The sequence below is a fragment of the Staphylococcus hyicus genome (assembly GCF_000816085.1).
Classification (GTDB): Bacteria; Bacillota; Bacilli; order Staphylococcales; family Staphylococcaceae; genus Staphylococcus; species Staphylococcus hyicus.
Map to the genome: position 1 here is coordinate 2,429,863 of NZ_CP008747.1, position 14,029 is coordinate 2,443,891.

The 14,029-nt window shown below is 37.8% G+C and carries 16 protein-coding genes and 1 other annotated feature (1 of these 17 cut by a window edge); of the genes, 4 read left to right on the top strand and 12 right to left on the bottom strand.

Features of this window, described 5'->3' with window-relative positions; translation table 11 throughout:
- Positions 1-40: 40 nt before the first annotated feature.
- Together ahpF and SHYC_RS11555 are read left to right on the top strand one after the other, a co-directional pair.
- Positions 41-1,564 (top strand): alkyl hydroperoxide reductase subunit F, encoded by a 1,524-nt coding sequence (ahpF, locus tag SHYC_RS11550; RefSeq protein ID WP_039647311.1) that lies wholly within the window; start codon positions 41-43, stop codon positions 1,562-1,564.
- Between the two features lie 488 nt (positions 1,565-2,052).
- On the top strand, positions 2,053-2,526 hold the full coding sequence (locus tag SHYC_RS11555; RefSeq protein ID WP_039647313.1) for a hypothetical protein: 474 nt from the start codon (positions 2,053-2,055) through the stop codon (positions 2,524-2,526).
- Positions 2,527-2,674: 148 nt separating this feature from the next.
- Here the strand turns inward: SHYC_RS11555 and SHYC_RS11560 are convergent, their stop codons facing one another.
- The 4 genes from SHYC_RS11560 to SHYC_RS11575 form a co-directional block, all read right to left on the bottom strand.
- Positions 2,675-3,625: a DUF1002 domain-containing protein gene (locus SHYC_RS11560; RefSeq protein ID WP_039647315.1), complete on the bottom strand. Its 951-nt coding sequence runs from the start codon at positions 3,623-3,625 to the stop codon at positions 2,675-2,677.
- Positions 3,626-3,785: 160 nt separating this feature from the next.
- Complete coding sequence (gene bioB, locus SHYC_RS11565; protein ID WP_039647317.1) at positions 3,786-4,778, bottom strand: biotin synthase BioB; 993 nt, start codon at positions 4,776-4,778, stop codon at positions 3,786-3,788.
- A 248-nt stretch (positions 4,779-5,026) separates the two neighbouring features.
- Complete coding sequence (gene chrA / locus SHYC_RS11570; RefSeq protein WP_039647319.1) at positions 5,027-6,184, bottom strand: chromate efflux transporter; 1,158 nt, start codon at positions 6,182-6,184, stop codon at positions 5,027-5,029.
- 11 nt (positions 6,185-6,195) lie between these two features.
- Positions 6,196-6,498 (bottom strand): PadR family transcriptional regulator, encoded by a 303-nt coding sequence (locus SHYC_RS11575; RefSeq protein WP_039647322.1) that lies wholly within the window; start codon positions 6,496-6,498, stop codon positions 6,196-6,198.
- Between the two features lie 157 nt (positions 6,499-6,655).
- Between SHYC_RS11575 and SHYC_RS11580 the strand changes: the two genes are divergently transcribed.
- A complete protein-coding gene (locus tag SHYC_RS11580) occupies positions 6,656-7,033 on the top strand; it encodes an iron chaperone (RefSeq protein WP_039647325.1) in 378 nt (125 codons plus the stop codon).
- A 76-nt stretch (positions 7,034-7,109) separates the two neighbouring features.
- Here SHYC_RS11580 and SHYC_RS11585 read toward each other — a convergent pair whose 3' ends face one another.
- The 4 genes from SHYC_RS11585 to rpsF form a co-directional block, all read right to left on the bottom strand.
- On the bottom strand, positions 7,110-7,811 hold the full coding sequence (locus SHYC_RS11585; RefSeq protein WP_039647328.1) for a CPBP family intramembrane glutamic endopeptidase: 702 nt from the start codon (positions 7,809-7,811) through the stop codon (positions 7,110-7,112).
- Positions 7,812-7,950: 139 nt separating this feature from the next.
- The gene (gene rpsR, locus SHYC_RS11590) at positions 7,951-8,193 is read right to left on the bottom strand and encodes a 30S ribosomal protein S18 (RefSeq protein ID WP_037565082.1); all 243 of its coding nucleotides are present in this window, start codon (positions 8,191-8,193) and stop codon (positions 7,951-7,953) included.
- 47 nt (positions 8,194-8,240) lie between these two features.
- Complete coding sequence (ssb, locus tag SHYC_RS11595; RefSeq protein ID WP_037565084.1) at positions 8,241-8,747, bottom strand: single-stranded DNA-binding protein; 507 nt, start codon at positions 8,745-8,747, stop codon at positions 8,241-8,243.
- 23 nt (positions 8,748-8,770) lie between these two features.
- Positions 8,771-9,067 carry a 30S ribosomal protein S6 gene (gene rpsF, locus SHYC_RS11600; RefSeq protein ID WP_037565086.1) on the bottom strand — a complete coding sequence of 99 codons (297 nt, stop codon included), beginning with the start codon at positions 9,065-9,067 and terminating at the stop codon, positions 8,771-8,773.
- Between the two features lie 209 nt (positions 9,068-9,276).
- Between rpsF and SHYC_RS11605 the strand changes: the two genes are divergently transcribed.
- Complete coding sequence (locus SHYC_RS11605) at positions 9,277-9,912, top strand: NAD(P)-dependent oxidoreductase (RefSeq protein ID WP_039647331.1); 636 nt, start codon at positions 9,277-9,279, stop codon at positions 9,910-9,912.
- A gap of 717 nt (positions 9,913-10,629) precedes the next feature.
- Here the strand turns inward: SHYC_RS11605 and ychF are convergent.
- The 4 genes from ychF to SHYC_RS11625 are packed head-to-tail and all read right to left on the bottom strand — an operon-like array spanning position 10,630 to position 13,716.
- On the bottom strand, positions 10,630-11,727 hold the full coding sequence (ychF, locus tag SHYC_RS11610) for a redox-regulated ATPase YchF (protein ID WP_039647332.1): 1,098 nt from the start codon (positions 11,725-11,727) through the stop codon (positions 10,630-10,632).
- A gap of 6 nt (positions 11,728-11,733) precedes the next feature.
- The gene (locus SHYC_RS11615; RefSeq protein ID WP_039647334.1) at positions 11,734-11,940 is read right to left on the bottom strand and encodes a DUF951 domain-containing protein; all 207 of its coding nucleotides are present in this window, start codon (positions 11,938-11,940) and stop codon (positions 11,734-11,736) included.
- A 31-nt stretch (positions 11,941-11,971) separates the two neighbouring features.
- Positions 11,972-12,862 carry a mechanosensitive ion channel family protein gene (locus SHYC_RS11620; RefSeq protein WP_039647336.1) on the bottom strand — a complete coding sequence of 297 codons (891 nt, stop codon included), beginning with the start codon at positions 12,860-12,862 and terminating at the stop codon, positions 11,972-11,974.
- A 23-nt stretch (positions 12,863-12,885) separates the two neighbouring features.
- Positions 12,886-13,716 (bottom strand): ParB/RepB/Spo0J family partition protein, encoded by an 831-nt coding sequence (locus SHYC_RS11625; RefSeq protein ID WP_039647339.1) that lies wholly within the window; start codon positions 13,714-13,716, stop codon positions 12,886-12,888.
- A 185-nt stretch (positions 13,717-13,901) separates the two neighbouring features.
- Positions 13,902-14,029, top strand: a binding site (T-box leader); it runs 168 nt beyond the window's last position.

The window sequence follows — 14,029 nt, forward strand, 5'->3', positions numbered from 1 at the left end:
CCGCTCTCAATCCATTCACATTTTTAGGAGGCCAAAATATATGTTAAACCAAGAGTTAAAGCAACAACTTACACAGCTCCTTGATTTAATGGAAGGTGACGTGGTGTTCAAATTAAGTGCTGGCACTGATGAACATTCACAAAAATTAAGCGACTTAGTAAACGAAGTTGCAGACATGTCATCTCACATTACTGTTGAAAAAGCTGATTTAAAACGCACACCAAGTTTTAGTATTAACCGACCAAATGAGGAATCAGGTATCACTTTTTCAGGAGTTCCTTTAGGTCACGAGTTTAATTCATTTGTGCTCGCTTTACTACAAGTCAGTGGTCGCGCACCAAAAGAATCACAATCTGTGATCGATCAAATCAAAGCAATAGACAAACCATTAAATTTTGAAACGTTTGTCAGCTTGACATGTCAAAAATGTCCTGATGTCGTTCAAGCATTAAACTTAATGTCAGTCCTCAATCCAAATATTACACATACGATGATTGACGGCGCCGTATTCAAAAAAGAAGCTGAAGACATCATGGCTGTGCCTGCCACCTTCTTAAATGGGGAATCATTTGGTAATGGCCGTATGACCGTTTCAGATATTTTAAACGAATTAGGCGAAGGTCCTGATGCGTCTGAATTTGAAGGCAAAGAAACATTCGACGTTCTTGTCATCGGTGGCGGTCCTGCAAGCGCAAGTGCAGCGATTTATGCTGCCCGTAAAGGTTTAAAAACAGGTATTGTCGCTGACCGTATTGGTGGTCAGGTGAATGATACGGCTGATATCGAAAACTTAATCGGCGTGAAAAAGACAACTGGTCCTGAACTATCATCAAACCTTGAACAACACATTTCAGACTACAAAGTAGACATCATGAAAGGTGTTCGTGCTGATAAGATTCAAAAAACGGACGAAGGCACAGACGTTACGTTAAATAACGGTGCAACGTTAAAAACAAAATCATTAATCATCGCTACAGGCGCGCGTTGGCGTCAACTTGGCGTACCTGGTGAAAGCGAATTTGCCAACAAAGGTGTCGCATACTGCCCACACTGTGATGGCCCATTATTTGAAGGTAAGGATGTCGCTGTTGTCGGTGGTGGTAACTCTGGGGTAGAAGCTGCCATTGACCTTGCAGGTATTTGTAAACACGTGACATTGTTTGAATTCGGTGAAGAAATGCGTGCAGACTCTGTTTTACAAGAACGTCTTCGCTCATTACCGAACACGACAGTAATCACTAATGCTGCAACTTCTGAAATTACAGGTACAGATCGTGTTAATGGGATTACGTATACAGATCGTGCAACTGACGAATCTAAACACGTTGAATTAGATGGTGTGTTTGTTCAAATCGGTTTATCCCCAAATACAGAGTGGGTTGGCGATGCCGTTCAACGCAACCGTATGGGTGAAATCGAAGTAGACAGATTGAATCAAACAAGCGTCCCTGGCATTTTCGCAGCGGGAGACTGTACAGATCAACGCTACAAACAAATTATTATTTCAATGGGATCTGGTGCAAGCGCAGCATTATCTGCATTTGATTACCTCATCCGTAATTAAAACCTATAAAAAAGCGAACGGCGCTAGGACATAAATTGAAAAGATTTATGTCCTAGCGCCTCGCTTTTCTAAGCGCATACGCAATCCAGTCAGCTGCTGCCTTATATATTGTAAAATCCAAGAGATTTCTGCGCTCAAAATGGATGTTCGGTTTTGGCTTAATGTCTTAGACGTCTCGGCTAAGGAAGCAATCAAAGGGATGTTTTAATTCATCAACTTCCCCTCATAAAGGCTAAATATTTATATAACGATAACCAACAAAATTCATGTGCGAAGAATTTTGTTGGGTTTTTTTGATTAATAGGGTAGCTGCCCCCTTTATATATATGGGTATAAAATATGTAGATTTCGCCATAAACACGCACAGTTTGTTTTCACCCTTAATGTATGTGAAGTGTTTACCTTCCCGCGTATCATTTGACCCTCAGAAATCGCATGATTATAATGTATAATAATATTATAAATTATTTCTTTGAGGTTATTTGATTATGACGACGAAATTCATGACACAAATCAGTGCGATTGCTGCACTGTTAACCGTTTTTGCCTTATTTAAACTACCCGCACTTTTACCCGGACTAGAATTCCAACTCTCAGCGCCTGTATCTCTATTAATTTTGGCCTTTTTTGGGATTAAACGATATTTTATCGGCGGACTGATTTCAAGTGTGATTTTATTCATTATCGGTGTATTCAACCCGCTTCATCTATGTGTGTCTATAATTTTTAGACTCGTTGCCATCGGAGTTGTCTACGGTTTAGGCGTCTCACTGAGAACATTATGTCTTGCAGGATGTGTCGGGACGTTAGTCTCTCGCGTTATCCTTGCAACATTTTTACATTTACCACCCATTGTACTCGTTGCACATGCACTACCAGGTATTTGTTTTACACTCGTTGTCGTTTCGCTACTCTATCCAACATTAAGCCGACGCCCCGTGATTCAAGCACTTTGTAAATAACTTAGACTTGAAACTGTTTCTACGCTACAGAAAACGCCTTCACATTCATAGTTAAAGATGAACGTTGAAGGCGATTCCTTTTTCGATTTGATGACAATGCACGATATATTTATCGCTTTACATATCATCATGATGTGCTTTACCTTATTTATAAAAATGACATTAACCAATGATAAATGCGTGTAAAGAACTCAACAATCGCATCCCAGATTTGCTGAAAGAAATTTCGTGCTTCTTCAGTATTAAGATTTTTCAACGCTTCGATTTTATCACTTGCATGTTTTTGAATATCATTTTTAAGTGCGTTTGCTTGTTTTTCATAAGCTTTAGGGTCTTGATTAATGACATCTGATTTTGCCACATTCATCATTAAATTTTGGATGACTGCCACATCATTGTCACTCAACACTTGATATAAATTATTTTTATGAATTGTTTGATTTACAATGTGATTAATCGTAGTGTGATTGATTTGTTGATTATTTTGTTTCGCTTCAGCAATTTGTCCTTTCATGTCTGCAATCGCTTGATTTAATGCTTCATCTGAATAGCCTTCTTTTTTCGCATTTGACTCACTAATATTAGCTAAATCATTCATTTCTTGGTGCGCGTTTTGAATGTCTTTTTGATTTAACGTGTGCCCTTGTGATTCATAAGCTTTATAAATGCCCGTGAGTGCCCCTTCACCAGTCACTTGATCGATGGCCGCTATTTTAATCGTCGCATCTTGAATTCCCGCTGTTATCGCCGCATTCATGTATTGTTCACGTGTAATGCGGGTAATATGCTTTGGTGTTTCTATTTCAACGGATACCCCTCTACCAAACATTTTAGGCTTAATATACGCACTCGAATGAATAAAATCATATTCTGTACCTGTATAGCGAATCACGTCATTATGGTCAACTTTATATGTCGTTACGTTATGGTCTACACCAAGAATGTCTTTCGTTTCATTCAATTGTTTTTGATTTAAGTCGGCCCCTTGAATAAAAATATCTTCTTTAGGTTTATATTGATTAGCAGCCTCTGCTTGATACATTGTCCCTGTCGTTAATAATGTGATAACAAAACCACTGACAAGCAATTTCTTATACATGTGATCACTTCCTTTTACCATTAGCATTATTTTAACACGGATTAAATGTCGTGCTATCCTTCTCAGGGCGTAAAGTTAACTTTTTATCATGTACCATCTGTACACCAATTAAAAACTGCCAACGAAACACGTAGTCTCATCGACAGTTCTCCTTTATATTTTATACTGTTTTCACAGGTTTTACGGCATCATGGTTGTAATCAATCTCATAACCCATATCTTTAATCATATCGTAATCCAGTTGGTTTGGTTGACCACCTGTAATTAAATAATCACCTACAAAGATAGAATTCGCTACCATTAATGCGGTAGATTGTAATGAACGTAAATTGACTTCACGACCACCCGCAATACGAATTTCTTTTGTCGGATTAACTAATCTAAATAAGGCCAAAATACGTAAACAACGTATCGGTGTTAACTCATCCATTTCTCCAAATTTTGTCCCTTTAATAGGATGTAAAAAGTTGACTGGGATACTGTCTGCATCAATGTCTCTTAAAGCAAACGCCATATCCACAATATCTTGATTTGTTTCCCCCATACCACAAATAACGCCCGAGCAAGGAGAAATATTGTGTGCTTTCATCGTCTCAATCGTATCGACACGGTCTTGATACGAATGCGTTGTAACGACTTCATCATGATAGTTTTCACTCGTATTTAAGTTATGATTATAACGGTCCACACCAGCCGCCTTCAATTGCGCTGCTTGTTTCTCATTCGTTAACCCTAGACATGCACAAATTTTTAATTGCGGATGTTCAGATTTAATACGTTCAACCGACTTCGTAATGTGATCCACTTCTTTATCACTCGGCCCTCTACCACTCATCACAATACAGTATGTACCAATTTCATTCTCCGCTGCGACTTTAGCCCCTTCTGTAATTTGGTTCTCTGGAATTAAAGCATAGCGTTGTTTTTCTTTCATTTCACGTGATTGTCCACAGTAGCCACAATCTTCAGGACAAATCCCACTTTTAGCATTTAAAATCATATTCAGTTTTACTTTATGCCCATAATAATGTTTTCTTAGTTGATATGCTTCATGTACGACATCCATCGTGTCGAACGACTGATCTACAAAAATGTCATAAGCCTCACTTTTGGTTAATGGCTCACCTTGCAAAATGCGCATTGCTAAATTCATCATAAAACCTCCTAATCTATAGGACAGTATAGCATAATTGTAAACGAAATTTTAAATAAGTTTACAATTAGGGTATAAAATATGCAACGCACCGCTCTCTCCAAATTATTAATGCGATTAACGTTGCACTTAAATCTCAATTCGATGGCTAGGCGTTACCACAGGCTTTAAAATCCGTTTATCGTTCCATTTAATACATTCAACCTAATTGTTTGCACAACAGATATTAGTGTCAACTGTGAGGTGGGCTAGTACAATATCACACCCCCGATAATTCCTAAAACGACAATCGCCCATGATGGCACTTTACAATAAGCTAATAGCACAAATAAAATGGCCGCAAACACAAAGTCTATGCGTGTATGGACAGCAGACGTAAGTATCGGATCATAAAATGCAGCAACCAATATACCTACCACGCCCGCACTTACGCCTTTAAGTATTTTACGCATATGGGCGTTATGTTGAACATGTTCCCAAAATGGTAATACACCGACTAGCAATAAAAAGGCCGGCAGAAAAATTGCGAGCGTCGCGATAATGGCCCCCTTCCAACCTGACATGACAGCTCCTATATACGCTGCGAACGTAAACAATGGTCCAGGAACGGCTTGTGCTAAAGCATAGCCAGTAATAAAGTCATCTGCACGCATCATATGCCCGCCTACAAACGCGCCTTCTAATAAAGGTAAAACGACATGACCTCCGCCAAACACAAGTGCCCCTGCACGATAAAAATGATCAATCATCGCGATCCAAATTGATTGTGACATTGCATTCAATATTGGCAATAATAATAAAAGACTAAAAAATAATACGAGTGCACTTAGTCCAACAACACGATGAATGTGAAACAGGCGTATGTGCGTCGGTTCAATGCGTTCATTTTTAAACACCACCCACCCCGCAAGTCCAACGAGCATGAGTGCGGCAACTTGTGCGGCCGGATGTGCCACAAGCAATGTTATGACGAGTGTCACTAAAGCAAACAATTTCGTTTTCATATCAGGTAGAAGTTTTTGTGCCATACCTAATATCGCATTTAACACAACGGCAACCGCAACAACTTTAAGCCCGTTGACCCAATCCATATCCATTCCTGAACTATTAAGAAAACGTGCACATATAAATAATATTAAGACTGAAGGCAGTGTAAAACCTATAAAAGAAATGATGCCTCCTATAACACCCGCTTTCGCGACACCTACACCAAAGCCAACTTGACTACTCGCTGGGCCTGGTAAAAATTGACATAAAGCGACCAACTGCGTATATTGCGATTCTGTGAGCCATTGGCGACGTTTCACATACTCATCATAAAAATAACCTAAATGTGCTGTAGGTCCTCCAAAAGACGTACACCCTAACCTTAAAGCAATGAAAAATAATTGTATGTAACCTTGCATCGCATGCCCTCCTAAATCTCATTTAATAACTCTGATAATTTACGTTTACTCTTTTGAAGCATTTGCGCTCCAAAAGGCGTACATTGATAATGAATACGCTGATGAGCATTGACAATCACTTTTTCAGTTTCAAGTAACCCTTCGTCTTCCATGCGATGCAAAATTGGATATAAAGTACCCGCACTCATGTCATAACCATGTTCACGTAACTCTTCTATCATCCAACTTCCATAAATAGGTGCCTCTAAAGCATGATGTAATATATGAATGTAAATAAACCCTAAAAACATACGGCGCTCTAGTTTGCTTTTCAATTCACGACCTCCTTTGTAAATGTCGCTATACGATATCGGTTTTCGATATTAAGGTAACATACTTGATATGATATTGCGACTCTGGAATGTTAAAATATGTTATAGTAAACAAAATAACAATCTTCATATTTTTAAATAAATCAAACGAGGTGTATGTATGAAAACATTTGAAGCTTTTTTGGAGACGATTGAAAAACCCGAACATCGTGAAAAATTGAAAAGCGTGATTGATCAATTACTCACTGATTATCCTCAACTCACTTTAGAAATAAAATGGAACCAACCGATGTTACTATTAAAGGACAATGGCACATTTATTTTAGGGTTTAGTAAAGCAAAACCCCATTTTGCCGTTGCACCTGAAAAATATACACGTGATTATTTTGAAGAAGAGATTAAAAAAGCTGGCTATCAAACAACGAAGATGTTCATGAAAATTAAGTGGACTGACGAGGTTAATTTTGACCTTATACACAAAATGATTGATAAAAATATAGAAGACAAACAACATTCGACAAAATTTTGGCGCGAATAATTGCAGAGAATAAAAGGCGCATTTTAATAGATCCGTTCAATCACAAATCTACCTTCTTAAATGCGCCTAAAAATCTTTATTGAAATAATAAAGGGATAAATGTGAATGCATTGTTAACGACGTGCATCAGTAGAGGTAACTCTATACGCTTCGTTTTTAAATAAACCAAGCTATATAATACAGCAGATTGAAAATAAATTAAGAACTCGATTACATTTGATGGCCCATGCGTGTATGTAAAGAAGGTTGATAAAATGATGACACCTACTATTGGTAAGCCCCTAAACATATATTTAAGCCCCATTCCTCGATATACCACTTCTTCGATAAATGGTCCTATAAACGTCCCTAAAATAACCAACCAAATTGTTGAACGCATTTGGATAGCTTGATCAATCGCTTGGTCATTCGACGTTTCTCCAGATCCTAATAATAAAAATAGCAATTGATCAATAAGTGCAATAAGTATAAAGACACCAATTGCAAGTAAAAGATGTGATGTTTTTATGCTTTTGAATTTGAATAATTTTAAATGCGCAGTTTTCCACAAAATCGCTGCAATGAGAAAAGCAATCATCCCCACAAGTACATTAAATAGCGACAGCACATCGGTATTAATGCTAAAAAAGCCAATGAGAAGCATTAAACCCACTCCAACTCCTGCAATTCTTTCTCGACGCGTAATAGGACGTGCGGCGCTTTCACTTTCAATCGTTTCCCGTGGTGCAATTTTAAACCATCGTTTCAATGTAGCTATCACTTTGTCTCTCCATGCCATATGATGTTCACTCCTATGTCTTCTCTATTGTTGTGAAATTTACATTCCATTATAAAAAAGTGTCGTGCCATTAGCAACATCGATTGAATAAAAAAAGTCCCGTCACCTAATATGGTGCGAGACTTTTCATTACCATCGCTTACGCTTCGTCTTTAACGAATGGTAATAACGCCATATGACGTGCACGTTTAATTGCAGTCGTTAATTGACGTTGGTATTTAGCTGAAGTTCCAGTCACACGACGTGGTAAAATTTTACCGCGTTCTGAGATGAAACGTTTTAATAATTCAGTGTCTTTGTAGTCGATGTGTGTAATACCGTTTGCTGTGAAGTAACAAACTTTTTTACGACGACGACCACCTCTTCTTGGTCCACCTGCCATGATTTGTGCCTCCCTTACTTCTTATTTCTTATAATACGTTCATTATTTTAAAATGGTAAATCATCATCACTAATATCGATAGGACCATTTGCATTTGCAAATGGGTTATCATTGTTCGATGAATGATTGTTGTTGTTTTGATATGATGAATTTTGACCTTGTTGTTGTCCACCGAAACTTTGGCCATAACTTTGGAAGTCATTGCCTTGGTTATTCGAATGACGTTGGTTTTGTGATTTAGGTTCAAGGAATTGAACACTGTCACACACAACTTCTGTCACATAGACACGTCGGCCTTCTTGATTTTCGTAACTGCGTGATTGTAAGCGACCATCAACGCCAGCGAGACTACCTTTGAACAAGAAATTGCTCACGTTTTCTGCTTGCTTTCTAAAAACAACACAGTTAATAAAGTCTGCTTCACGTTCCCCTTGGTTATTTGTAAATGTACGATTTACCGCTAAAGTAAAAGTCGCAACACCTACACCTGAGGGCGTCGTTCTGTATTCTGGATCTTTTGTTAATCGACCAACTAATACAACTCTGTTAAGCATATTCACGCCTCATTTCTATTCTATTACTTGTCTTCGTCTTCACGTACAACAATGTAACGAATGATATCATCATTGATTTTTGCTAAACGTTGGAATTCGTCAGTAGCAACGTTATTTTCAGATTGGATACGTACGATGTAGTAGTAACCATCTTTGAAGTCTTCGATTTCGTAAGCTAAGCGGCGTTTACCCCAGTCCTTAGTTTCTAATACCTCAGAGCCTTCAGAAGCTAAAATTCCGTTGAAACGTTCAACAACTGCTTTTCTTGCATCCTCTTCAATGTTTGGACGCACGATGTACATTACTTCATATTTTCTCATTGTATATTTGCACCTCCTTGTGGTCTATACGGCTTAACGACAATATCCGTTAAGCAAGGAATAATTTTCATTACTCACATTCCAGTATTTTACCATAAGCAATTACTTTTTACAATTAGAATTTAAAGGAATATTTCACAAGCAACGCTTTAGACGTCTTTCACTAACAAAGGTATAATTAATATACCAACTAATTGGAGGTTTTTACTATGAAAGTAGGCATTATTGCAGCTACAGGTAAGACAGGGCAACTCATTTTGGTAGAAGCTTTAAATCATCATTTGGAGGTAACCGCTATCGTACGGCATGCATCTAAAGTGATTGACAATGTGCCCATTTTAGAAAAAGATGCATTTGCATTAACGCGTGATGATTTGACGCAATTTGATGTGGTCGTCAATGCATTTGCTGCGCCGATGGATGCTACTGAGCAACATATTGAATTAGGTCGTCATTTAATTCAAGCGTTAGAAGGGACGAATACACGCCTCATCGTTGTCGGCGGCGCAGGTAGTTTGTATACAGATGACTCGAAAACGAAAAAAGTCCTCGAAACGTCAATGGTTCCAGAATTTGCCTTACCCATCGCCAAAGCACAAAATCAAAATTTAGAAGATATTCAAGCGTCTTCTAATTTAAAATGGACATTTATCAGTCCTTCAGCTTTTTATGATGCTGACGGTGCCCGTACCGGTAACTACCGAGTCGGACAAAATGTGGTATTAATGAATTCCGACGGTGAAAGCTATGTTAGTTATCCAGATTATGCTATTGCCGTTGTGAGAGAAATTCAAAATGCAGACTTCGTTAATCAGCATATTACAGTTGTAAGTGAAAAAGCATAATATACATCCAATTAAACCGAATATACAGATGCGATGCCCCCACATCGCATCTTTTTTAGGCCTTTTAACGTAAAAGTGCGTTTAAATCAATTTATTTAGTAAATATGTATGATAGAACAATAAAAATGAGAAGATACATACTTAATGTAAAAGGGAGTGTCATCAGTGAGTGTTGAACTAAAAGTAAAAAGTAGAAAGTTTGAAAAAAGTCTGAGTCATCCGCAAGGTCGACCGTCTGTATTTTGCCCAAATTGCGGGGAAGAAGTGTTGATAACACTAGATTCTGAACCGAACAAATGTCCTGGATGTAAAAGTAAGATTTCGCTAAAAATCAAACGTAAATTTAACCCCTTTCTCCTTCGCCGTCGCAAAACTGTGCGTTTATAATCAACGACGTTGGGATATCAATCAGTTCATTTTTGATTGGTATCCTAACCCCGCTTTTATAGGGCCTTACCTCAACTCATTAAAAGAGCGAGCAATGAAATCTCACAGATTTCTGCCCGCTCTTTTAATGGATTTTCAGTTTCGGTTTAATGCCTTAAAAGTCTCGGCTAAGGCATTAATCAAAATGATAAGTTAAATGCATCATCATGCCCATCAGAAAGACTAAATGTATGAATAAAGATCAATAACCTCCAACATTGTTCTTGTACTTATGGACGTTGTTGGCTATTTTTGATGAATAGATTGGCAATACCCCAACCCTTTTTATCGCTAAACATTAAATCTGAAATGAACTACGTCGCCATCTTTCATAATATATTCTTTACCTTCAAGTCGCATTTTACCTGCTTCTTTGGCACCTTGTTCACCATTATTCGTAACGAAATCATCATATCCTGTCACTTCCGCGCGGATAAAGCCACGTTCGAAGTCCGTATGAATAATCCCCGCACATTGCGGCGCTGTCATACCTTCTTTAAACGTCCACGCACGTACTTCTTGCACACCTGCTGTGAAGTACGTTGCAAGCCCTAATAATTCATACGCTTTACGAATTAAAATGTGAAGTCCTGGTTCTTCGATACCTAAATCTTCTAAGAACATTTCACGATCTTCATCATCTAAAGTCGCAATTTCCTCTTCAATTTTCGCACTAATCACGATAACTTCAGAGCCTTCTTGCGCAGCATAATCACGAATCGCTTTTACTTTTTCATTATCCGCATCGTTAATTTCATCTTCACCGACATTTGCGATATATAACATTTTTTTCGCAGTAAGTAGTTGTGCTTGGTTTACATATTTTTGATCTTCTTCATTAAAATCAATACTACGTACAGGTTGTCCATTTTCAAGAACACCTTTAATTTGCGTTAAAATACGTACTTCATTTAACGCTGTTTTATCTTTTTGCTTTGCTAGCTTTTCTAAACGTGGTAAACGTTTTTCTACAGATTCTAAATCTGCTAAAACCAGTTCCATATTAATAACTTCAATGTCATCAATAGGGTTCACACGTCCAGCAACGTGCGTAACGTTTTCATCATCAAACGCACGTACAACTTGGCAAATGGCATCTACTTCACGAATATGTGATAAAAATTTATTCCCCAGACCTTCACCTTTAGAAGCACCTTTTACAATCCCAGCAATATCAGTAAATTCAAATGTTGTTGGAATCGTTTTTTTAGGATTTACGATACGTGCTAATTCTGACAAACGCGTATCAGGTACTTCTACAATCCCTACATTAGGGTCGATTGTCGCAAATGGGTAGTTTGCCGCAAGCGCACCTGCTTTCGTAATTGCGTTAAAAAGTGTAGACTTACCTACGTTTGGCAAGCCAACAATCCCAGCTGTTAAAGCCATAGTTCATTACTCCTTCTCATCTTGACTCGCTTTTTCGAGTACTTTTTTTAATTTTTTATTAAACGTTTGACGTGGCAACATAATACTTCGTTGACAAGCGGTACACTTAATTCTAATGTCTGCACCCATACGAATGATTTTGAATCGATTGGCACCACAGGCATGTTGTTTCTTCATTTCTACTATATCATTGATTTCATAATTTGAAGACATCGATCTACTCCTCACCCTAATTTATTCTTTATCACGGTTTCGGTTGCGTCATGTTTTTATACATTTGTGCTAAGTTTGGCACAGGTGCTTCAATGTTTTCGGATTGTAAAAATCCTCTTATCTCTCGACGTAAAATACGTGCACCTTTAAAATTTTCACCTGGCGATGTTTCAGCGGAAACACGTAACGTCACTTGATACGTTTCTATAGAATCCACACCTAAGACTTGAGGGACATCTATAAAAATACCATATTTTTTAGGAATAGATTTCAAAAACACGGCCAATTTTTGTTCAACCAACTCAATATTTTCACCCGTTGAAATCGGTATATCGACAAGTGCAACGCCATTTGTAACAGAGAAATTGGTCACTTCACTCATCGTACCATTAGGGATAGTCGATAATTCACCAGTAATTGACATAATACGTGTTGAACGTAATCCAATCGACTTCACGGTACCTTCAGCAATCGGCGAACCATTATTTTTAATGCTCACGTAATCGCCGACATCAAATTGATTTTCAAAAATGATAAAAAATCCGGTAATAATGTCTTTCACTAATGTTTGGGCACCAAAACCAATCGCAAGGCCGACAACACCTGCCCCTGCTAAAATGCTTTCAACACTAATGCCAAACTTACTTAAAATCGTAGTCCCGGTAATAAACCACACAATATACCCAGCCACATTCTGCACTAAGGTAATTAATGTTTTTGAACGTTTCGCACGTGGTGTCTTTTTAGATTTGTTATTCACTTTGAAAAATTGTGTTATAACTTTATTTAAAATTCGCGTAACAATAAACGCTGCCAGTACATAAATCAATACAATAATCAGTTTCGTTAAAAGGTTAGAATATGTTTCAGGCTCTAATAAAGGTTGAATCATATTCTTTAATATGCTCTCAAGCTGTTTCATTTAAAGATCCTTTCTTCTAAATCCTATGAGTTTTCTTTTTTCAATAAGTGTAAGAGGCGACGATAATCTTGTTCTGAATAAAATTCTAATGTAATTTTACCTGTTGTGCCAGAAGTAGAGACATCCACCTTCGTGCCATATTGAACAGACAGCTGTTGTTCATGTTGCTTAATCAAAGAAGGTTTTGCTTTTTTTGATGTTTTTAGACTGCCGGTCGTCTTCTTTTTACTATTCGTTTGTATTTCAGCAATTTTGGCTTCTAACGTCCGTACACTCCACGATTCATTGATTACTTTTTGCGCATATTGTTGCATTAAAGCCGTCTCTTTCAGAGCTAATAGTGTCCGGCCATGCCCCCCTGATAGTTTTCCCTCTCGAATCAAAGTCCTGATTTTAACAGGCAATTGGAGTAAGCGCAACATATTTGCGATATAAGGTCTCGACTTCCCTAAACGCTGTGCAACTTGTTGTTGTGTTAAAGACAATGCTTCCATTAATTGTTGGTAACTCTCTGCCTCTTCTAATGGATTTAAATCTTCTCGCTGTAAATTTTCTATAATCGCGAGCTCTCGCATTCGTGTATCGTCCATCTCTTTTACAATTGCTGGGATGGTGTGTAACTGTGCGCGTTGTGATGCTCGGAATCGACGTTCTCCCGCTACGATGTAATAGCCATTAATCGATGGTGTAACGACGATCGGTTGAAGGATACCGTGTTGTTGAATAGATTTCGACAATTCATCTAATTTTTCTTGGTCAAAATGCTGTCGTGGTTGATATGGATTAGGACGGATCTCGGTAAGATTCAACTGCACTACATTTTCAGAATGTTGCTTATTGTGTAAATCTGCCATCCACATCCCTCTTTTCAAAAATTTTTACGTTTTTTATTGTACTGGTTGATGCCTTGATATACAAGACTTTCACTAATTTCGTTGATACTCGAAATCGTGCGTTTAATCAAAATTTTCAGAAAAAAATGTTGACAGTGCTTTTAAAGCCATGCTAAAGTGTGACTATCCTATTACAACTTTATCACTTAAACACGATAAAAAGGAAAGTAGAACTTACACTGCTTTTACAGAGAGTCTTCATTTGCTGAAAGAAGATATTGAAAGAAAGTTTGAAAATGGCCTTGGAGTGTTGGCATCAATATGAGGTGTCACC